The following is a 22,166-nucleotide window of genomic DNA, read 5'->3' as shown; positions in this document are numbered from 1 at the left end:
GGCCGGCATGCGGCCATGGGCATTTCGCCCAGCCGCCGATGCCCGCATCGCATGCGGCGACGCTGCGCTGTTTCGACCGCCGCCCGGACGGCCGCCGATCTTTGCCCCGCAGCCCGCGGCCGGTTATTCTCTGACGCATCGTTTGCCACGCGCCATGCCATGAATCCCCAGACCGTTTTGGTCATCGACGATGAACGCGACATCCGCGAACTGCTGACCATCACGCTGGGACGGATGGACCTGCAGGTCGACGCCGTCGGCACCGTCGCCGAGGCACGCCGCGCACTGGCCGAACGCAGTTACGACCTTTGCTTCACCGACATGCGGCTGCCCGACGGCACCGGCCACGAAATCATCGAACTGATTGCCGCGGAGCATCCCGACATGCCGGTGGCGATGATCACCGCCTACGGCAACGTCGACGCCGCAGTGAACGCGCTGAAGGCCGGCGCATTCGATTTCGTCTCCAAGCCGGTCGACATCCAGATGCTGCGCGGGCTGGTGCGCACCGCGCTGCGTCTGGCCGAGGAACGGCGCAGCGGCGCCGCCGCCGCGAAGACCGGCGACTCCAGCCGCCTGATCGGCGACTCCAGCGCCATGCAGCAGGTGCGCGCCACCATCGCCAAGCTGGCGCGCAACCAGGCGCCGGTGTACATCGCCGGCGAATCCGGTGTAGGCAAGGAGCTGGTGGCGCGACTGATCCACGAGCAGGGCCCGCGCGCCAGCGGCCCGTTCGTGCCGGTCAACTGCGGCGCGATCCCGTCCGAGCTGATGGAAAGCGAGTTCTTCGGCCACCGCAAGGGCAGCTTCACCGGCGCCAGCACCGACAAGGAAGGCCTGTTCCAGGCCGCCCAGGGCGGCACGCTGTTTCTCGACGAGGTGGCCGAGCTGCCGCTGCACATGCAGGTGAAGCTGCTGCGTGCGATCCAGGAAAAGGCGGTGCGCCCGATCGGCGGCCGCGACGAGATCCCGGTCGACGCGCGCATCCTGTCGGCCACCCACAAGAACCTCGGCCAGCTGGTCGAGCAGGGCCAGTTCCGCCAGGACCTGTTCTACCGCATCAACGTGATCGAGCTGCGCGTGCCGCCGCTGCGCGAACGCCGCGGCGACGTGTCGCAGCTGTCCGCGTTCATCCTCAAAGCACTGGCCGGCAAGAGTGGGGAAAGCGTCGGCCAGCTGTCGCCGTCCGCCCGCGGCGCGCTGGAAGCCTACGACTTCCCCGGAAACGTGCGCGAGCTGGAGAACATCCTCGAACGCGCGATGGCGATGTGCGACGGCAGCACCATCGAGGCGGCCGACCTGATGCTGCCGCAGCGCAGCGCGCGGCCCAGCCACGAACCGGCGGCACCGGGACAGCCGTCGGCACCCGCCGCGGCCGCCAGCACCGGCGCGGACGGCGGCCTCGACGACTACATCAGCAACCTCGAGCGCACCGCCATCGTCAAGGCGCTGGAGGAATCGCGCTACAACAAGACCGCCGCCGCCCGCAAACTCGGCATCACCTTCCGCGCGCTGCGCTACAAGCTGAAGAAGCTAGGCATCGACTAAAGGCGCAACCTGAGGTCTCCCTGTAGGAGCGCACCCTGTGCGCGATGCTTTCCGTCACGTGATGAAGAGCATCGCGCACAGAGCCTGCCCCGGACTCGATCCGGGGGTGCGCTCCTACAACAAGGTTCCGGATCGTAGGGCGGGCACTGCCCGCCGGCTCCTGCCATGCGATACCGAAGAGCGGCCGGTGCTGCCCGCCTTACCAAAGCACCGGCTCATACTGAGCGTGTCGCCTCCACCGGCGGCACGGCGGCAGCGCGCCGCGCCGGGCCGAGCACGGCCAGCTGGCCGAGCAGCCACAGCGACAGCGCGCCGACGCCGAGCAGCCACAGCGGCATCCGCGGCAGCTCGTAGTGCGTCATCAACGACAGGTTCGCGACGATGCCGAGCGCCACGCCCAGCACCGCGCCGATACCGACGATCAAGGCGTTCTCGGTCTGGAAATAACGCAGGATGTCGCCACGCGTCGCGCCCAGGGCACGCCGTACGCCGATCGAACGGCGCCGCTGGCCGACCCAGAAGCTGCTCAAGCCCACGATCCCGCCGGCGGTCGCCAGCAGCAGCAAGGTGCACATCGCACCCATCATGATCGCCACGCCGCGATCGGTGGCATAAGCTTTCGTGCGGGCCTGCGTCAGCGTGACCACGCCATCTTCCGGGCTGATCAGGCGCATGCGGTTCTGTGCAAGCAGCGACGCCGGCGCCGCGTGCAGTGCCGCCTCCAGTCGGCCCGGCTGCACACGCACTAGATAGATCACGCCATCGTCGGGGCTGGCGCGAAGCGCCGGCAGCAGCACTGTGTATTCGTCGATCGAACGTACGCCGCTGCCCGCGTAACTGCCTTGCAGCCGATCGACCACGCCGATGATCGTGCTCGGGCCGTCGTCCCCGAGATACACGCGCCGACCCACGGCCGCGCCGTCAGGGAACAGCTTGTGGGCCAGGTCGCGCGTGATGATGATGACGGCCGGCGCCACCTTGTCGTACGGGCCGAGGCTGCCGATCTCGTCGGCGCGGAAGTTGCGGCCGGCCACCAGTGCGATGCCGAACGTGTCGATCGCGTGCTCGTCGGCAAAATAGGAAAGCGCCAGCTGCAGCTTCTTTTCCTCGACCCGATGCTTGATGCGCACCAGCCCGCCGCCGCTTTCCTGCATCGGGTAGGCCTGACTGGCAAACGCGTCGCGCACGCCCGGCAACTTGCGCAAGGTCGCCAGGTCGGCGTGCATCTGCGCGTGGATATGCGGCACGTCCGGCTGGCCGATCCACTGGTTGTTGATCGCGAACAGATGCGCCTCGTCGGTACCGCTTGGGCGCGACAGGTGCACCACCCGCGTCTTGACGATGAACAGCGCGTTGCTGACCACCGCCAGGGTCAGCGCGATCTGCAGCACAATGAGCAGCGTGGCCATCTTGTGTCGACGCAGCGCAGCGAGGATCGGTCGAATCTGCATCGTGCTCATCCGTTCGACTTCAGCTGCCACGCCGGCTGCACCTGGGCGGCGCGCCAGGTGGGATACAGCGCGGCGATCAAGGTGGCGAGTACCGCGACCAGCACGGTCAGCAGCAACAGCGACGTATCCGGCCGCGCCAGCCGGGCGATCTCCGGCTCGAACACCTCGCCAATACCCGCCATGCCCAGCGCCGTCAGCAGCAGGCCCAGCAAGCCACCAGCCAGCCCGATCGCCGCCGCCTCGGTCAGGAACTGGCGATAGATCGCGCCGCGCGACGCCCCCAGCGCGCGCCGCACGCCGATCTCCGGCGCACGACGCATGAAGCGGGCCAGCATCAGACCGATCACGTTGACGAGGCAGATCAGCAGGAAGCTCACCAAGACGATCAGCGACAGCGCGGACGACTTCGGCACCACTTTCATTACGTGCAGCCACTGCCCTACATTGGACAAGCTCACATTCGGCGACCAGCCAAAGCGACCGAGGCGCTGCTGCTCAGCCGCGTAGTTGCGCAGCCAGTCGCGGTAACGCGCCACGTCAGCGTGCGCCGGTAATTCCACCCAAGCCGCAACCCACGCGCATTCGCTGCGCAGCACGCTGCTCCAGTCCGGCAGGTCGGGACCGACGGTATTCGCGCTGCAGTAGAACTGCCCGGTGGTGGCCTTCTGCACATCGATGGCGCGACTGAACGGCAGGTAGAGCTGCCGCGGATGGCTGAAGGCATAGAACGTGCTGGCCACGTCGAAGTAGCGCGGGCGCGGCTCCCGGTCGTCCAGCACGCCGACGATGCGGTAGACGTGCGCGTCCAGGTTGATCTCGCGGCCCACGCTGTCGGCGCCGCCGAACAGCTTCTGATTGAGCGCGCTGCTGATCACGACGACCGCCGCGCGCTGGTTGTCATCGCTGGCCGACCAGCCGCCGCCGTAGCGGAAGCGCGCGTCGAACATCGCGAAGAAATCGCTGCTGACCGCATCGCCTTCCTGCGGCAACGGCTGCTGCCGCGCGTCGTCCGGCAGCAGCGTCCACTTGCTGCCGTAGATCAGTACCTGCCTCTTCGCCTGCCGCGCGTGCAGCAGCGCCTGCGCATCGGTGTAGCTGAGCAGGATCGGCGGCTCGCCCTTCCCGTTGTGCGCCGGCCCGAAGTTGTCGATCTGCGGCACGAACAACTGGTCGTATTTCCACGGAATCGGATCGGCCGCGGCCACGCGAAACACCGCGAAGGTGACCATGCAGGTGGCCACGCCGCAACCCATCAGCAGCACCACCAGCGCGGTCAGCGCCTTGCTGCGCCGGCAACTGCGCCAGGCCAGATCCAAGTAATACGTTAACAAGGTCACCCCCTGAGTGGCCAGACGAACGGCGGGATCAACCGCCGCTGCCGGCCTCGCGCAGCGCCTTGCGCAGCGTGCGCAGCAGCAGCTGGGTGGTGACCGGCTTGTCGATCACATAGAGATGCGGAAGCGGCGGCAGCTCGTGCAGGTCCGGGGTCGCGCCGGGGCGCGCCAGCAGGATCACCGCATGGCGGTAACCCTGCTCGATCAGCGCCGCCAGCGTGCGCACGCCGGTGAACAGGTTCATGTCCGCGTCCAGCACCACCAGGTCGGGCAGGCCGGCGGCCTCGATCCACTGCAGCGCGGCGGTGCCGCTCTGGCTGGCGTGGGCCTGGTAACCCCAGGCATCCAGTGTGTCGGCCAGCAGGGACAACTGGCCGGCCTCTTCCACCACCACCAGCACGCGCTCGGCGGCACCTTCAAGGTTGTCCTGGTCGCCCGCCTCGCCGTTGTCGGCGGCCAGTCCCTCCAGCGGGAAATAGAGGTCGAAGCGGCTGCCGCGGCCCCGCTCGCTGTCCACCCGCATCACGCCGCCATGGCTGGTGACGATGCGCTTGCACGAGACCAGGCCGAGCCCGGTACCGGCTTCCTTGGTGGTGAAGAACGGCTCGAACAGGCGCTCCTTCACCGCCGGCTCCATGCCTGGGCCGTCGTCGATCACGCTGATGCACAGGTAGCAGCACTGCCGCGACGACTCACCGGGCTGGAAGAAGTCCTCCGGCAGTTGCGTCCGCGCGGCTTCGACGCGCAGGCGGCCGCCGTCCGGCATCGCCTGGATCGCGTTCAGGCACAGGTTCAGCAAACACTGCTGCAACTCGGTGTGGTTGCCTTCGAACGACAGGTCCGGATCTTCGATCGCCAGTTCCATCGTCACCGTGTGCGGCACGCTGCCCTGCATCAGCAGGTCGAACGCGCTGAACAGCGTGCCCAGCCGCACCTGTTCCGCGCGGCGCGCGCCGCTGGCGAACGACAGCATCGAGTGCACCATGTCCAGGCCGCGCTTGCCGCAATCGCGCACCAGCTTGCCCAGCCGCGCCAGGCGCGGGTCATGCTGGTAATCCTGCAGGCTGTCGCCGGCCAGCAGCAGCGGCTGCAGCAGGTTGCGCAGGTCGTGGCTGAGGCCCCCGGCAAGCATCGCCAGGCTCTCGAAGCGCTGCGCGCGGACCAGCTCCGCCTCGGTGCGACGGCTGGCCCGGCGCGCCGAGGCCTCGCTCAGGGCGCGGCGCACCGCGCTGGCCAGCCGGGCCGGATTCTGCTTCAGGATGTAGTCGGTGGCGCCGTTGTGCAATGCCTCGATCGCCGCCTCCTCGCCCAGCGTGGCGGAGACGAAGATGAACGGTAGGTCCTCGTCGCGCCGGCGCAGCAGCTCCAGTGCATGCTGGCCGGAAAAGCCCGGCATGCTGAGGTCCGACAGCACGATGTGCGGCCTGAAGTCGTCCAGCGCGGCGACGAAGCTGGACTCGTCGTCGACCAGGCGCACCTCATAGGCGATGTGGTCGGCGTCGAGCTCGGCGAGCACCAGCTCCGCATCGAGCCGGCTGTCCTCGACCTGCAGCACCCGGATGGCCGGCGTCTCCCTGGGTTTTCCGCTTGGCATGGGGTTCATCGCTGCTGTCCGTTTCTGGAACCCGTAGGCCGTGGGAGCCGCCGCGGGTGTTAGCGTTCCATCCGTTCACTCCGGGCTGGGCGCCTGGTTGAGCACCGCCCAGAACTGGCCCAGTGTACGCACCGCGTCGAAGAACTGGTCCACGTCGACCGGCTTGATCACGTAGGCGTTGGCGCCGAGGTCCCAGCTGCGCGCCAGGTCGCTCTCCTCACGCGAGGAGGACAGGATCACCACCGGGATCCGCCGCAGCCGCTCGTCGCCGCGCATCGCGGTCAGCACGTCCAGCCCGTTCATGCGCGGCATCTTGATGTCCAGCAGCACCACCGCCGGGTCGCCCGGCTCGCGCGTGGCCCACGCGCCGCGGCAGTGGAGGTAGTCCATGCACTCCACGCCGTCCTCTACATGCACCACCGGGTTGGCCAGGTGCGCCTCGCCCAGCGCGTCCATCGCCATCTCGGCATCGGCCAGGCTGTCCTCGGCCAGCAGGATGGTGCGCAGGTCTTTCTTGTTCATGCTTTGCTCTCGGTGCGTGTGCCGGACGCGTCGGTGGCCGGCAGCGAGAAATGGAAATGGGCGCCCCGGCCCGATTCGGCCTCGGCCCAGACGCGGCCGCCGTGGCGCGCCACGATCCGCCGCACGTTGGCCAGCCCGATGCCGTTGCCCGGAAACTCCGAGGCCTTGTGCAGGCGCTGGAACACGCCGAACAGCTTGTCCGCATACTGCATGTCGAACCCCGCGCCGTTGTCGCTTACCGTGAATTCGTAGTCGCCGTTGCGGCCCTGGCGCACGCTCACCTCGATGCGCGCCACCTCGCAGTGGCCGGTGTACTTCACCGCATTGGCGAGCAGGTTCTGCCACACCGTGCGCAGCATGTTCTCATCGCCGATCACCATCGGCAACGGCGCGATGCTCCACACGATACGCCGCCCCGACACACCCGATTCGGCCAGTGCGCGGGCCTCGTCGACCAGCGACTGCATGTCCACCGCCTGCAGGCGCAGCGCGCCGCGGCCGAGCCGCGAGAACACCAGCAGGTCGTCGATCAGCACGGCCATGCGCTGCGCCGAGCCGGCGATCACCTCGATGTAGTGGGTGGCTTTCTCGTCCAGCCGCTCGTCCAGGTGCTGCTCCAGCTTGCGTGCGAACCCGGCGATGTGGCGCAGCGGTGCGCGCAGGTCGTGTGACACCGAGTAACTAAACGCCTCCAGTTCGCGGTTGACGTCGGAAATCTGCGCCACCTTGCCTTCCAGCTGATGGTTGAGCTCGTTCACCTGCTGCTCGGCCAGCGCGCGCGTGGTGACGTCGCTGACCGTCAGCAGCAGCGCCGGGGTGCCGCCGTCCTGCTGCTGCAGCCGGCGCGCGTTGATCAGTACGTGGCGGTCGATGCCGTCGACGGTGCGCTGCACCATCTCGTAGTCCCACAGCTCGCGGTCGCGCAGCAGCACGTCATTCAGGCGCTGCAGCAGCACGCCGTCGCTCCACGCGCCATGGCCGATCTGCACCAGCGGCAGCGAGCGCCGCCGCGGATCCATGCCGTACAGTTCGCTGAAGGCGTTGTTCACCAGCAGGCTGTTGAGGTTCTCGTCGAACAGCGCGATCGGCTCGCGCACCGCCTGGAAGATCAGCTGGGAACGCAGCACCGCGCGACCTTCGCGGGTCTCCGCCAGCTGGCGCCGACCGATCTGCCGCTCGGAGGTGACCACGATGATGACCAGCAGCAGGATCTGCGCCAGCGCGGTGATCGAGAGCACGATGCGCCCCTCGAGGGATTGCCGTGCGGCCGCCTTCTCGCGCTGCAGCAGCAGGCCGTCCTCGATCTGCACGATGCCGGCGATCTGCGGGTTCATCCCGAACAGGTCGTCGGCATCGCGCAGCGATTGCCGCGCGCCGGCGGGGTTGCCCTGCCGCAGCCGCTCCAGCGCCTGGTTCATCAGGGTGAGGCGGCCGTTGACGCTGCTGGCCAGCGAGCCCATCAGGGCCTGCTGGTCGGGGTTGTCGCGCGTCATCCCGCGCAACTTCTGCAGCAGCGGCGACACTTCGTTGCCGACCCGCTCGGCGCGCCCGTGGGTGGCCGCGTTCACGTCGCCCGCCAGCAGCCGGTAGCTGGCCGCCTCGCTGTCATGCACCATGTAGGCGATGCGGTAGGCCAGCGCCTTCACCTCGGTCGAGCGCGCCACCCATTCGGTGGCCCGTGCCGTGTCGCGCGCGCCCTGCAGCGTGACGATGTACGGCAGGCCGACGATGAACAGCATCGCCAGCAACAGGCCGGCGGTACGCCAGCGCATGATGCCCCGCGTTGTCATGTCGCCAGCCGCATCGGCGCGCCCATGAGGAAGTCCCCGCATTCTGGCATGTTTCATCCGCATGCCGCCGTTGCCATGCGCGTTCACCGCCCGTAGCGGCTCATCGCCGCCGGGCGGGCGGCCGCCGCGCCGCCCCATGTGCGGTCCGGCTGCCCCTGCATGGTGTAGTGCAGCTCGCCGCCGGCCACGATCTCGCCGTGGCGCAGGTAGCTGCGCTCCAGCGGCTTGCCGTTCAGCGTCACCGCGCCGACGTAGGGGTGGGCGTCGTCCAGCGGCGAGGCGCTGATGGTGAAGGTACGCCCGTGGCCGAGCTGGATCGTGGCGCGCGCCACGAACGGCCGGCCGATCGCGTACTCGTCGCTGGCCGGCGTCACCGGATAGAAGCCGAGCGCGGTGAACACGTACCAAGCCGACATCTGGCCGAGGTCGTCGTTGCCGCTGAGGCCGTCGGGACGCGGCGTGTACTGGCTGTCCATGATCTGCTTCAGCCGCGCCTGGGTCTTCCACGGCGCGCCGGCGTAGTCGTACAGGTAGGCGATGTGGTGGCTGGGCTCGTTGCCGTGCGCGTACCAGCCGATCAGCCCGGTGATGTCCTCGACGTGCTTGAAGTGCGAGGGGTCGACCTTCGCCTCGAACAGCGCGTCGAGCTTGGCCACGAACTTCGCGTCGCCGCCCATCGCAGCGATCAGCCCCGCCACGTCCTGCGGCACGTACCACGAGTACTGCCAGGCGTTGCCTTCGGTGTAGTCGCTGCCGTAGCCGGCGGCCTCGGGATCGAACGGCTCGCGGAACTTGCCGTCGCTGAGCCGCGCGCGCATGAAGCCGCTCTTCGCGTCCCACGCGTGGCGCCAGTTGCCCGCGCGCCTGGCGAATGTGGCGGCGACGTCCGTCTTGCCCATCGCCCTGGCCATCTGCGCCAGCGACCAGTCGTCGTAGGCGTACTCCAGTGTCTTCGAGGCGGCCTCCGGCTCCTTGTCGATCGGCACGTAGCCAAGCTTCATGTAGTCGGCCAGGTCGCCGTACGGCGCGTAGGTCGCGCTGGCCACCATGGCTGCCAGCGCCTTGTCCGCATCGAAGCCGCGCACGCCCTTGACGTAGGCGTCGGCGATCACCGGCACCGCGTGGTAGCCGATCATGCACCAGGTCTCCAGCCCCTGGTACGCCCACACCGGCAGGATGCCGAACGGGCTGGCCTCGCGCGCGGCGACCAGCGAGCGCACGAAGTCGCTGCTGAGGTCAGGCCGCAGCAGCACCATCAGCGGCTGCTGCGCGCGGTACACGTCCCACAGCGACCAGGTGGAGTAGAACTCGAAGCCGTCGGTGCGATGCACCGCGTGGTCCGGCCCGCGGTACTCGCCGTTGGCGTCCATGCTCAGCGTGGGCGACAGCATGGCGTGGTACAGCGCGGTGTAGAACTGCGTCTTCGCGGTCTTCGGCGCATCCACGTCGATCACCGCCAGCGCCTGGTCCCAGGCGGCTTTCGCCTCGGCGCGGCGCGCGTCGAAATCCCAGCCCGCGCCGTCCTTGTCCAGGTTGGCGACTGCGTTCGCCTCGCTCACCGGCGAGATCGCCACCTTCACCTCCAGCGGCTGGTGCAGCTGGCCGAAGTCGAACACGCCGACCAGCGCGCGGCCGTCCTGCGCGTCGCGGTCCTCGGCCTGATGGCCCGGTCCCTTGAAGCCCTTGTAGGTGATGTCGGTCTCGCGGTTGTACAGCTCGCGCGAGGTCATCGGCGCGGAGAAGCGCATGGCGAAGCACAGCTCGCGCCCCGGCGCCCAGCCGCGGGTGCTGCGGCAGCCGGTGACGCTGCCGTCGGCATGCACGCGCAGGCTGGCCCACAGCACCTTGCCGGGGTAGTCGTAGATGCTCGGGCGCAGGTCCAGCAGCAGGTGCGCGGGCTTGCCGGCCGGAAAGGTGTAGCGGTGCCAGCCGATGCGGCGCCCGGCGGTGAGTTCGGCGCGCACGCCGTAATCGCTCAGCGTGACCGCGTAGTAGCCGGCCTGCGCCACCTCGCTGTCGTGCGAGAAGCGCGAGCGGTAGCCGCTGCCCGGCGCGGTCGGGTCGCCGGGCTCCAGCCGCACGTCGCCGGCAATCGGCATCAGCAGCACGTCGCCCAGATCCGAATGGCCGGAGCCGGAGAAGTGCGTGTGCGAGAAACCCAGCATGCTGCTGTCGCCGTACTGGTAGCCGGCGGCCCACTTGTAGCCGTGCTTGAAGTCGGGCATCGCGGTGTCGGGCGAGAGCTGGATCATGCCGAACGGCACGGTGGCGCCAGGGAAGGTGTGGCCGTCGCCACCGGTGCCGATGCGCGGATCGACGTCGGCCGCGTGCCCGCGCGAGCCCAGCGCGGGCGCAGCGGCCATCAGTCCCAGCAGGGCGAGCAGCATCGTGATGGTGCGGGGCATGGAAGACCTCGGCGAGGGACGGAAGCCTGAAGGTAACACCGCCGGCGACATGTTGCGGCGCGCGATCGGTGCGGCGGTGAAAACGGTTACATTGGCGGCGCGGCGCCGTCGATCGGTCCGTCCACCTTCCGCCACTTGCGAACCGGAATACCGCCATGGCCCTTGCCACCGTACCGCCCTCCCCGCCTGCATCCGCGCCGGACCGCGCCGGTCACGAACCCTACACCAGCCATCCGACGGCGCTGGGCGTGCTCACCACCATCTTCTTCATGTGGGGTTTCCTGACCTCCCTCAATGACATCCTGATCCCGCACCTGAAGTCGATCTTCCAGCTCAACTACGCGCAGGCGATGCTGGTGCAGTTCACCTTCTTCGGCGCGTACTTCCTGATGGCGCTGCCGGCGGGCCAGCTGGTCGCCGCGCTGGGCTACAAGAAGGGCATCGTGGCCGGGCTGGCGATCGCCGGCGTCGGCGCGCTGGGCTTCTGGCCGGCCGCGGGGCTGCAGCTGTACCCGGCCTTCCTCGCCGCGCTGTTCGTGCTGGCCACCGGCATCACCGTGCTGCAGGTGGCGGCCAATCCGTACGTGGCCCTGCTCGGCCCGGAGAAGACCAGCTCCAGCCGGCTGACCCTGGCGCAGGCGCTGAATTCCGCCGGCACCGCATTGGCCCCCTACTTCGGCGGCCTGCTGATCCTGTCCAACGTGGTGAAAAGCCCGGACGAACTGGCCGTGCTGGAACCGGCGCAGCGCCTGCTCTACGACACCCAGCAGGCACAGGCGGTGCAGGGGCCGTACATTGGTCTGGCGGTGGTGCTGTTTCTGCTGGCGGCCTTCGTCTGGCTGTTCCGCCTGCCGGCGCTGAGCGAGGCCACCGACAAGGACGACCACGCGCGCCACGGCTTTGCCGAGGTGCTGCGCCACCCGCACGTGCTGTTCGGCGTGCTCGGCATCTTCTTCTACGTCGGTGCGGAAGTGTCGATCGGCAGCTTCATGGTCAACTACCTGTCGATGCCCGAGATCGGCCACCTGAGCGAGCAGCAAGCTGCCGGCTACGTCTCGTGGTACTGGGGCGGCGCGATGGTCGGCCGCTTCGTCGGCTCAGCGCTGATGGCGAAGTTCTCGCCGCGCAAGCTGCTGGCACTGTTCGCCGCGATCAACGCGCTGCTGGTGCTGACCACCATATCCAGCAGCGGCGCGCTGGCGATGTACAGCATCATCGCGATCGGCCTGTTCAACTCGATCATGTTCCCCACCATCTTCGCGCTCAGCATCGAGCGGCTGGGGCCGATGACCAGCAAGGCGTCCAGCCTGCTGATCATGGCCATCGTGGGCGGCGCGATCATCCCGCCGCTGCAAGGGGTGTTCGCCGATCATATCGGCCTGCAGCACGCGTTCTTCCTGCCGCTGCTGTGCTACCTGTACATCGTGTTCTACGGCCTGCGCGGCTCGCGCATCCGCAGCATCCCGGCAGCGGACGCCAGCGAAATCCACTGACATGCCGACACGGCCCATCCTGTGCTTCGGCGAGGCACTGATCGACCTGCACGCCGACGGCCTCGACCCGCGCGGCTTCGCCGCCAGCTTCGTGCCGTTCGCCGGCGGCGCGCCGGCCAACGTGGCGGTCGCCGCGGCGCGGCTCGGCGGCGATGCCCGCTTCGCCGGCATGCTGTCGACGGACCGCTTCGGCGACTTCCTGCTCGACAGCCTGCAGCAGGCCGGCGTCGGCACCGCCGACGTGGTGCGCACCGATGCGGCGAACAGCGCGCTGGCCTTCGTCACGCTGGACGCCCACGGCGAACGCAGCTTCGCCTTCTACCGCGAGCGCAGCGCCGACCTGCTGTTCCGGCCGGCCGACTTCCGCGCGGATGCCTTCCGCGAGCTTGCCGTGTTCCACGTCTGCTCCAACAGCATGACCGACCCGGCGCTGGCCGCCACCACCCGCGAAGGCATGCAGCGCGCGCACGGCGCCGGCGCGCTGGTCAGCTTCGACCTCAACCTGCGCCCTGCGCTGTGGCCGGCCGGCAGTGATCCGCACCCGCTGGTATGGCCGGCGCTGCATCTGGCCGACGTGGTGAAGCTCTCCGCCGAGGAATTCACCTGGCTGGCGCCGGACGGCGAGCAGGCCGCGCTGGACCGGCTGTGGCAGGGCCGCACCCGGCTGGTGCTGGTGACCGACGGCGCGCAACCGCTGCGCTGGTTCCACCCTGACGCCGAAGGCGAACTGCCCGGCTACACGGTCGCCGTGGTCGATGCCACCGCCGCCGGCGACGCCTTCATGGGCGGCCTGCTGTGCTGCCTGGCCGAGCTGGAAGCCGGCCCGGACCGGCTCGACCGCCTGGTCGCCGCGATGCCGCGGCTGCACGCGATGCTGCGTTTCGCCGCCGCCTGCGGCGCGCTCACCGTCACCCGCCGGGGCTCGTTCGCCGCCATGCCGCGCGGCGCCGAGGTGCTGGCCTTCATGGAACAACAGGCATGAGTCACGCCCCCGACTTCCGTGCCGCCAAGTTCCTGCGCGGGCACATCGCGCAGACGATGGCGTTCTACCACCCGCGCGCGATCGACCCGCAAGGCGGCTTCTTCCACTACTTCCGCGACGACGGCACGGTCTACGAGCGCAACCACCGGCACCTGGTCAGCAGCACCCGCTTCGTCTTCAACTACGCGATGGCGGCGATCGAGTTCGGCGACGATGCGGCACTTCAGCGCGAGTACCTCGACGCGGCGCGCCACGGCCTGCGCTACCTGCGCGAGGTGCACCGCGACCCGTACACCGGCGGCTACGCCTGGACGATCCGCGACGGGCAGGCGGAGGACCGCACCAACCATGCCTACGGCGTGGCCTTCGTGCTGCTCGCCTACGCCAGCGCGCTGAAGGCCGGCATCGGCGAGGCCGCCGCGTGGATGGACGAAACCTGGCACCTGCTGGAGCAGCACTACTGGGAGGACGCCGCCGGCCTGTACCGCGACGAGGCGGACGCGGCCTGGCACTTCAGCGGCTACCGCGGCCAGAACGCCAACATGCACATGTGCGAGGCGATGCTGGCCGCCTACCAGGCCAGCGGCGAAGCGCGCTATCTCGACCGCGCCTACACCCTCGCCGACCACATGACCCGCCGCCAGGCCGCCAAGGCCGGTGGGCTGGTGTGGGAGCACTACGACGCCCGCTGGGCCATCGACTGGGACTACCACCGCGACGACCCGAAGCACCTGTTCCGTCCGTGGGGTTTCCAGAGCGGCCACCAGACCGAATGGGCCAAGCTGCTGCTGACCCTGGAGCCGCTGCTGCGCCGGCACGGCTACGACGAGGACTGGCTGCTGCCCACCGCGCGGCAGCTGTTCGACACCGCGCTGGCGCGCGCCTGGGACAGCGAGTACGGCGGCATCTGCTACGGCTTCGCGCCGGACGGCAGCGTGTGCGACGACGACAAGTACTTCTGGGTGCAGGCCGAATCGCTAGCCGCCGCCGCACGGCTGCATGCGCACACCGGCGAAGCCCTCTACGACGACTGGTACGGCAAGCTGTGGGCTTACGCTTGGCAGCATTTCGTCGACCACCGCCACGGCGCCTGGTACCGCATCCTCAGCCGTGACAACCGCAAGCTCAGCGACGAGAAAAGCCCGGCCGGCAAGACCGACTACCACACCATGGGCGCCTGCCACGACGTGCTGGCGCTGCTGCGTGCCGGTGGCCGGCCGTGACCCGTTTCCTCTGCCCAAGGCACCGCATGAAGAAGCCCGCCGTTTTGCTTGCCGCCAGCGCCACCCTGCTGCTGGCCGCCGCTGCCACGGCTGCGCCGGCACCGGCAGCGGCGAAGTTCGACCCGCTGCAAGCCTTCGCGCCGTACAGCTACCCGCAGCCGGCCACGGCCTACCGCTCGGCCAGCGGCAAGCCCGGGCCGCTGTTCTGGCAGAACCGCGCCGACTACACCATCACGGCCACGCTCGACCCGGCCACCCGGCAGCTGCGCGGCAGCGAGGTGATCAGTTACACCAACCACAGCCCCGACGCGCTCGACGTGCTGTGGCTGCAACTGGACCAGAACCGCTATCGGCGCGACGCCCGCGGCGCGTTCACCAGCAAGTTCCCCACCGAGTTCACCGACGGCTACCGGATCGCCACGGTCGAGCTGGAGGACGCGCACGGCAAGCGGCAGGCGGTGCCGTGGCTGGTTTCCGACACGCGCATGCAGGTGCAGTTGCCGGTGGCGCTGCAAGGCAACGGCGGCAACCTGCGCCTGCACGTCACCTGGAGCTACACCGTGCCGGGCGAGTTCGGCGGCCGCACCGACGTCAACCCGAGCCAGAACGGCGAGATCTTCGAGATCGCGCAGTGGTACCCGCGCATGGCCGTGTACGACGACCTGCGCGGCTGGGACACCGCGCCCTACCTCAACAGCGAGTTCTATCTCGAGTACGGCGATTTCGACTACGCCATCACCGTGCCGAGCGAGATGATCGTGGCCGGCTCCGGCGAACTGGTGAATCCGCAGGAAGTGCTGACCAGCACCGAGCGCGAGCGGCTGGAGCAGGCGCGCCGCAGCGACGCCACCGTGATGATCCGCACACTGGAAGAAGTCGCCCAGCCGTCCAGCCGTCCGAAACAGGGCGGCACGCTGACCTGGCACTTCCGCATGCAGAACACCCGCGACGTGGCGTTCGGCGCCTCGAAGGCGTTCGTGTGGGACGCCGCGCGGATCAACCTGCCGCAGGGCAGGACCGCGCTGGCGATGTCGGTCTACCCCGTCGAAAGCGGCGGCAAGGAAGCCTGGGGCCGCGCCACCGAATACCTCAAGGCCGCCACCGAGTACTTCTCGCGGCAGTGGTACCCGTACCCATGGCCGGTGGCGATCAACGAGGCCGGCACCGCCGGCGGCATGGAGTACCCCGGCATCACCTTCGACCACAAGCTGGCCAAGGGCAGCAAACTGCACATGGTGATCGCGCACGAGATCGGGCACAGCTGGTTCCCGATGATTGTGGGCAGCAACGAGCGCCGCGACGCGTGGATGGACGAGGGCTTCAACACCTTCATCGACGTCTACGAGGACTACGCCTTCAACAACGGCGAGTACGCCCCCAAGCGCGACAGCGAGTACGCACCCGGCGGCGGCAACCCCGCCGACGAGATCGCGAAAGTCATCGCCGACCCCGCCGCGCCCGTCCTGATCAACGGCGCCGACATGATGACGGAGAAGTACCGCCACCCGATCAGCTACTTCAAGGGCGCGTTCGGGCTGGTGCTGCTGCGCGAGCAGATCGTCGGGCCGGAGCGCTTCGACCCCGCGCTGCGCCGCTACATCGCCACCTGGGCGTTCAAGCACCCCAGCCCATCGGACTTCTTCCGCTTCATGGAAAGCGAGACCGGCGAGGACCTGGGCTGGTTCTGGCGCGGCTGGTACGAGCACAACTGGCAGTTCGACATGGCCGTGCGCAAGATCGCGCCGATCGACGGCCACTGGTCGCATGGCGCGGAAGTCACCATCGCCAACCTCGGCTAGCTGGTGCTGCCCACCACGCTGCGGGTGACCTACGCCGACGGCAACACGCGGGACCTGCGCGTGCCGGTCGAGACCTGGCAGCAGCACCGCGAGTACGTGGTGCGCGTGGCCGGCACGCAGAAGGTGGTGTCGGCCACACTGGACCCGCTGCATGCCCTGCCGGAAGCGGACCGCTCGAACGACACGCTGAAGGTGAAATAGCCGCGCGCCCCGGTCGACGACCCGTCAGAAAACCAGCCGCGCCCCCAGCATCCAGGTGCGGCCGGGACCCGGTTCGAAGTAGCGCCCGTTGCTGTCGTTGACGATTACCGAACCGACGTAGCGGCGGTCGCCGAGGTTGTTCACCACGACTGACAGTCGCCTGCCGCGAAACTTCGGAAAGCGTCGTTCCAACCTGCGCGCCCGGGTTCCGACTGCTACGCCATGGCTCGCTCGATTCGCATGAGGACCGCATTCCGATCGGTCAGCCATTCGATACCATCGACGTGCACTACGTGCCAGCCGCGCCGACGCAACAGGGAAGCCCGCTGGGTCCTACGATATGCACCATCGTCGGTGTCGCCCTCATCACAAAGAATCGCCACGCGATACGCCCGCCCGGCGACTTCGCCCTCAGCCGCCACATCCACCTTGAAGCGCGAAGCGCCCACATGCGCGCTGGCCTCGATGCCCTTCGCGAACAACGCCTCGATCAGTTGGCCGGCAAGCGGCACGAAGCCCGGCAGAACCCCCTGCGCGCTACTGACGGACGGACTCGCTGCGGCGCGCACCACGTCCAGCACATGCGCGGCGAGCGAGCGATCGCCGCCGGACATGTGGTGGACATACTCCAGATAGGCCTTGAACAGGCGTGGGCCGTCGTTCTTCGCACGCGCCACGCTTAATTGACCAGGATCGAATGAGGCGACCACGACGGCTTCCTGACGTGCACGCGAGACGGCCACGTTCAGGCGACGCTCGCCACCACGCTGGCCCAGCGGCCCGAACCGCGCCGGCACGTAATGCTGCACACCGCGTGTCTTGTGCACGCGTTCCACCGGCGCATGGCCTAGCGAGAAAACGATCACGTCGCGCTCATCGCCCTGCACGCTTTCGATATTCTTGACGAAGGGGCGGTCGTCGAGCCGCTCAAGCGCTTCGGCCGCTCCGTACAGGCGAGCGAACTCCTCTTGCGATGAACGTCGCCGGTCAATGGCGTCAAGTATGGCCAGGCGCTGCGAGAGGTTGAAAGTCACGATGCCGATCGTCGGTGGCTGCGGCCGGGCCAACAGTTCCCCAACGAGGTCCACCACGCGCTCGGCTTCGACATCGTTGCGTCCGCCCTCGTACTTTGCATCGGCTACCGCAATCCAGCGCAGGCTGGCCGGTACCGGTGGCCGGGACGAAGCGGGACAGGTGAGCAGCGCGCCTCCGTACATCGCATGGTTGGAGAACGCAATCAGGTCCTCGTCCTGGCAGCGATAATGCCAGTCGAGCCGCCGTGCCGGCATGCGTAAACGGGCGAGCGTCAGCAGCGATTCCGAGGTGAGGAAATCGGCTGGTTCCGTTTCTTCTTCGGAGTCCGTTTCACCCTCGTCGCGCGTGGCCTTGAAGAAGGCGGTGGGCGGCATCTGCCGGTCGTCACCCGCGATAACCACGCGCCGCGCACGCAGCAGCGCGGGAAAACCGTTGGCGACGGTGCACTGCGACGCCTCATCGAAGATCACCACATCGAACACCGGCTGGCGCGGAAACAACACGACCAGCGTTTCCGGCGACAGCAGCCATACCGGCAACGTGTCGAACAAGCCTTGCACCGCATAGCTGTGTACGAAACTGCGCAGCGGCATCAGGCCGCGCTGCTTGGCCACTTCGTGTTGCAGTTTGTCGCGGGCAGCCTGCGCGGGCGTGCGCCGCGCGTACTTTTCGGCTACGGGCATGGCAAGCAGGGGTGCCGCGTCCGCACCATCGAGCACGCGGTGGCGGGATGCCTGCGCCTGAGCTTCAAGCGCTTCATTCAGTTGGCGAGTGACGTTGTCGTCCACTTCGCCGCTGCGCAAGGCACCCGGTAACGCATCGTGTGCCGCCTGCACGCAACCGATTGCCCACGCCTTCAGCAGAAGGTCCGACCATGCACTGGACGAGGCGTCAGCGCAGGCGGCAATCGCCAGGGGACCACATGCATCCACAGTCAAGGCCTCGGCGAGGTGTCGATCCAGTTCGGCGGCGCGGTCGGCGTGCTGTGCGAAGACGCGATGCCGGATACCAAGCTCTGCAGCCGGGGTGCTCGGAGTCAGGTCATGGAAAATCTCGGCAGCGGCGTGACTGGCCACGACATGTTTGCGCCATGCCTGCGCCGCGGCCAGACGGTCGAATACTGTCTGCCGCCATGCTTTCGCATCGCCGGCAGCCCATGCGTCCAGTGTTGTCAACGCGTTGCGAACGCGCACCAGACAGTGCACAGGTTCGGCGATGTCGGCTACGCGCTGCAAGGATTGGGCAACCTGTCCGGCGTCGCCGACGAGCACCCGTGCAAGTCCGGTCCGGGCGGCGGTCTGGTCGAAACTCGCCCACAGTCGCGCCAGTCGCAGCCGCCGATGCAGGTCGTGCAACAAGGTGGCGTCGATCGGTCGACCCAAGGCATCCGGCCAGACGTCCGCCAGCTGGCGCTTGATGGTGCCACGCGCCTTCCACCAGCCCGGCGACAGGTAACGCAAGAACGAGGTGCCTTGAGTCAAAAGCGCCTGTACGCACTGCTCGAACGCCGGCGTGGCATCGACGCGCACCGGCGCGGGATGGGCCTGCCACGCTTCCGATGCGCTCATCCAGTCCGCCCGCAAGGCGAGCAAGGGTGCGCGGCGATCGTCAGGAAATTCCAACAGAGCCGCCGCCAGGGCGTCGACCTCCTTGAGGGAGGTGAGCGCCTTGTGTGCTCTCAGCAGTTCTTCCATGTGCGACTCGCTGGTGGCGGGCGCGACACCTTGGCGCACTGCTGCTGCTTCCACGGCAGCAGCCGTGCGCACCGCCTGCATGAGCGATTCGGCGAAGGCCGCGCGTGCTTCGCGCGTACTCCCGGCCAGCGAGCGGCGCTGGTGTGTCACCGAGGGGCGCCACGGACTGTCCGACACCATCAAATCGGCCCAGGGCCGGCAAGCCTGCGCCAGCTTCGCCAGCTTGAGCGCGCCGCCAAACGGAAGGCCTGCCAGCGGCGGCATGGTTTGGGGCACGGTATCGGCAATGCCGGCGGCGTAGGTGGCCAGCTTGCCCAGCGGTGGCTCGCCTGCAGTCGAATGGCGCGTGTGCGCGATGCGCGGACGCAGCCGGCCAGTCAATTGCACGACGTCCTCCGCGGTAGACGCAGGCGCAGCAGGGCGGTTTGCCCTCGACTCCAGCCGGTCGTGGATCTTGCGAAACAGCGCCTTGCGGTCATCGACCACGTCGTGCACCACGCCAACCAGAGCGCCGAAGCCGATCCCCGCCAGGCGCTGGGCAACCACGTCCAGCGCCGCGCGTTTCTCCGATACCACCGCCACGCGCTCACCGCGTGCGAGCGCATCCGCCACCAGGTTCACGATCACCTGGCTCTTGCCGGTCCCTGGTGGGCCATCGACGACCATGGCGCGTGTATTGCCCGCCATGCGCACCACATCCACCTGCGAGGGATCGGCGGCAATCACCAGCGTCGGAGCCTGCGCAGTTGACTCGATCGCAGCCGGCTCCGCCGCATGATCCGTGCGCAGGGATGCCGGCAAGAGTGCACTGGCGCAACCCAGCGACGCATGCACATCCGCACCGGGGGAGTCTATTTCAGCGAGCAGTTGCTCATAGTCGTGCAGCAGTTCGGAGCGGGACTGGGGGAACAGACCGATGACGGCGCAGGCTTCGAGCTCAAGTCGGCAACCCTTCCAGGCAACCGTGTCGTCATCGAGCGGGTCGAGCGTATGCAGTGCGGCATCGATCTCGAAAATGTCCATGCCGATCTGGCGCAGGTGATCGGCCAGCGCCACCACGCCCCGGCCGGCGTCGGCCGCCAGTGCGTCGAGCTTGACTGCCTGATCGTCGGCAAAAGGCAGGTTCGCCTTGAGATGGATGAGCCGCAACAGTGCCTGGTTGGCGACCGGTGGCTCATCGGCCACATGCACCAGCGCGATACCGCCGATGCCGTCCGGCTCCAGTTCCACCGGATACAACAGCAGGGGTGCGCGCACCACATAACCGTTCACCACGCCGCGCACGAAACCGACGCCGAGATGCAGGTCGCGCGCACCGGTCTCCTCACGCCGCGCCAGGTGCTCGCGCCGCAGTTCGACAAGCTGGCGCAGGAGACTGGCGGCCTCCTTTGACTCGCCAGCCTGTTCCGCCTGCACCAGCACCACGCGGCGGGCGTCCTGTGCCAATGTCAGGCAGCGATCCGCATGTCCTACCGAGATACGCGACAGTGCGGCGAGATCGAACGCACGACCGACGCGCACTTCGCGCAGCCGCACCGATGGGCTGCGCCCGTCGCCGCTGATGAGCTCGTCGCGCAGGCGCTGGATGGCGCGCAGCAACGCATCCTGCGGCAAGGGCGGCGGCGGTGTCACGGTTGCCGCTGCGTGCCTGGGCGACAACGCAATGGTTCCATCCAGGTCGACCGTCGCGACATCGACTGACGTGGAAAGGCCGGCGTGTTCCAGCGCCGCCGCGAGCCGCGCGAGCACAGCACCCTCACGGCGCGTTTCGCCCACCAGGCGCAACAGCTGGCGCAAGGTGGTCTGCGACCCACCGCGCCGCCAGATGGCGGCGAGATAAACATCCAGCGCCTGCGCGGCATCACGGGCGCGCACTGGCAGCGGCTTGGCGGCGCTCTCCTCACGGCGTTCCACGGTGATCCGGCGGAGCACCGTTCGCATCAACGTACCAAACAACTCCTCGCCGCCAAGCAAGCGGCCGATCTCCATGACACGCGCGAACTCGCGCTCGTCCGCTACGCCGTCGGCCGTGAGTACGTGGATCAGCAGGTTGAACAATGGACGCAGGAACGACGAGCCCCAAGCCTTGGCCAGCGGCGCAAGCTCCTCGACGCGTTGTGCCGCCTGTGCCGGATCGAGCAGGCGACGCCAGTCGGGCACCAGCGAGGCAAAGGTGCGTTCCAGCACCTCGGCCTCTTCATCGCTCAGGTTGTCATCAGCCATCGACACCAGCACGGCAGCCGCCAGCGCCAGCTCGTGCAGTTCCGCGGGCGGTGGCTCCAGGTACTGGAACGCGCCGTCCAGCCCGGGCCGGCGCAATACGCGCTCGATCAGGGCATCCACCTCGTCGAGCGTGCGCGTGCCGGGACCGCAACCGGTCAACTCGCGATACAGCGTGGTCTCGCTGAACAACCACGCGGCCCAGGCACGCACGCCGTGTTCGGGGTGGGTGACGCCCTGCGCACTGTCACCCTCCGCGAGGCACGCCTCCACCAGCTCGCAACACTGGGCGAGATAGCCGGCTGTATCGCCGCCGAGGTCTTCCGCGGGCAAGCCAGTGGTCGCCACCATTTCCAGGCGCAGCAGCGCATCCAGATCCCGCGTGGCGAGCAGAGCGTAGCGATCGGCAGTCAATTCGCGCGCCATCGAAAGAGTGGAGGCGACCAGCGCAAGCTCCACCGGCGCGTCTTCGGCCAGCGCCAGCGACGTGGCCAGCGCACTCACCTGTGCATGCGGCGAGTCCGGCCCGTGCGCGATGAAGTGGCCGAACTCATGACCGATCACCGCACGCAGGGCGCCATCGTCGAGCAGGGACAAAAGCCGCCCCTGGATCTCCATCAGGATCGGCTCGCGCAAGAGGTGCATGGCCGCGTTTTCGCGGCCGGCAGACTGGTAGATCTCGACCGGCGAAGTCAGCCCGAACGCGTCCCGGATCTCGACTGCCGCCATGATGGCCTTGGGCGCCATTGCTTCGGTGAGTCGCACGGCCCGTCCCAGCAACTGGCGGCGCACCGCCTCGGGCTCGGGCAACGCGTATTGCGCTGCCGTCAGGGCCACTCTCGCATCCTGTGCGAGACGCTTTAGCAGCGCATGCT

The 22,166-nt window shown here is 68.4% G+C and carries 12 protein-coding genes and 1 pseudogene; 5 read left to right on the top strand and 8 right to left on the bottom strand.

All coding sequences use genetic code 11. From position 1 onward, the window contains the following. The first annotated feature begins 159 nt into the window (after positions 1–159). On the top strand, positions 160–1,548 hold the full coding sequence (locus LRK53_RS04990) for a sigma-54-dependent transcriptional regulator (protein ID WP_027493317.1): 1,389 nt from the start codon (positions 160–162) through the stop codon (positions 1,546–1,548). Positions 1,549–1,763: 215 nt separating this feature from the next. Here the strand turns inward: LRK53_RS04990 and LRK53_RS04985 are convergent, their stop codons facing one another. The 6 genes from LRK53_RS04985 to LRK53_RS04960 all read right to left on the bottom strand — a co-directional run bounded on the left by LRK53_RS04985 (position 1,764) and on the right by LRK53_RS04960 (position 10,644). Continuing rightward, the gene (locus LRK53_RS04985) at positions 1,764–2,999 is read right to left on the bottom strand and encodes an ABC transporter permease (protein ID WP_425504534.1); all 1,236 of its coding nucleotides are present in this window, start codon (positions 2,997–2,999) and stop codon (positions 1,764–1,766) included. Positions 3,000–3,004: 5 nt separating this feature from the next. Continuing rightward, positions 3,005–4,330 carry an ABC transporter permease gene (locus LRK53_RS04980; RefSeq protein ID WP_027493315.1) on the bottom strand — a complete coding sequence of 442 codons (1,326 nt, stop codon included), beginning with the start codon at positions 4,328–4,330 and terminating at the stop codon, positions 3,005–3,007. A 34-nt stretch (positions 4,331–4,364) separates the two neighbouring features. Continuing rightward, a complete protein-coding gene (locus LRK53_RS04975; RefSeq protein ID WP_425504533.1) occupies positions 4,365–5,936 on the bottom strand; it encodes a sensor histidine kinase in 1,572 nt (523 codons plus the stop codon). Positions 5,937–6,002: 66 nt separating this feature from the next. After that, positions 6,003–6,449: a response regulator gene (locus LRK53_RS04970; protein WP_027493314.1), complete on the bottom strand. Its 447-nt coding sequence runs from the start codon at positions 6,447–6,449 to the stop codon at positions 6,003–6,005. Continuing rightward, positions 6,446–8,221, bottom strand: a complete 1,776-nt coding sequence (locus tag LRK53_RS04965; protein ID WP_081666651.1) for a sensor histidine kinase — start codon at positions 8,219–8,221, stop codon at positions 6,446–6,448. The genes LRK53_RS04970 and LRK53_RS04965 overlap by 4 nt, the downstream gene beginning before the upstream one ends. A gap of 101 nt (positions 8,222–8,322) precedes the next feature. Continuing rightward, positions 8,323–10,644, bottom strand: coding sequence for a GH92 family glycosyl hydrolase (locus LRK53_RS04960; RefSeq protein ID WP_027493312.1), 2,322 nt, complete (start codon positions 10,642–10,644; stop codon positions 8,323–8,325). Positions 10,645–10,799: 155 nt separating this feature from the next. Between LRK53_RS04960 and fucP the strand changes: the two genes are divergently transcribed. From fucP to LRK53_RS04940, 4 genes and pseudogenes are all read left to right on the top strand, one after another. Then, a complete protein-coding gene (gene fucP / locus LRK53_RS04955) occupies positions 10,800–12,137 on the top strand; it encodes an L-fucose:H+ symporter permease (protein WP_027493311.1) in 1,338 nt (445 codons plus the stop codon). 1 nt (position 12,138) lies between these two features. Further along, positions 12,139–13,119 carry a carbohydrate kinase family protein gene (locus LRK53_RS04950; protein ID WP_027493310.1) on the top strand — a complete coding sequence of 327 codons (981 nt, stop codon included), beginning with the start codon at positions 12,139–12,141 and terminating at the stop codon, positions 13,117–13,119. Further along, on the top strand, positions 13,116–14,342 hold the full coding sequence (locus LRK53_RS04945; protein ID WP_027493309.1) for an AGE family epimerase/isomerase: 1,227 nt from the start codon (positions 13,116–13,118) through the stop codon (positions 14,340–14,342). The genes LRK53_RS04950 and LRK53_RS04945 overlap by 4 nt, the downstream gene beginning before the upstream one ends. 26 nt (positions 14,343–14,368) lie before the next feature. Further along, a pseudogene (locus LRK53_RS04940) lies at positions 14,369–16,342 on the top strand (M1 family metallopeptidase). A 24-nt stretch (positions 16,343–16,366) separates the two neighbouring features. Here the strand turns inward: LRK53_RS04940 and LRK53_RS19205 are convergent. Beyond that, the gene (locus LRK53_RS19205) at positions 16,367–16,489 is read right to left on the bottom strand and encodes a hypothetical protein (RefSeq protein ID WP_255324890.1); all 123 of its coding nucleotides are present in this window, start codon (positions 16,487–16,489) and stop codon (positions 16,367–16,369) included. Between the two features lie 68 nt (positions 16,490–16,557). Continuing rightward, on the bottom strand, positions 16,558–22,128 hold the full coding sequence (locus LRK53_RS04935) for an AAA domain-containing protein (RefSeq protein ID WP_185754672.1): 5,571 nt from the start codon (positions 22,126–22,128) through the stop codon (positions 16,558–16,560). Positions 22,129–22,166 lie beyond the last annotated feature (38 nt).

The organism is Rhodanobacter thiooxydans, assembly GCF_021545845.1.
Taxonomy (GTDB): Bacteria; Pseudomonadota; Gammaproteobacteria; order Xanthomonadales; family Rhodanobacteraceae; genus Rhodanobacter.
Note: the sequence above shows the minus strand (reverse complement) of the source record. Positions and strands in the feature narration are given on the sequence as shown.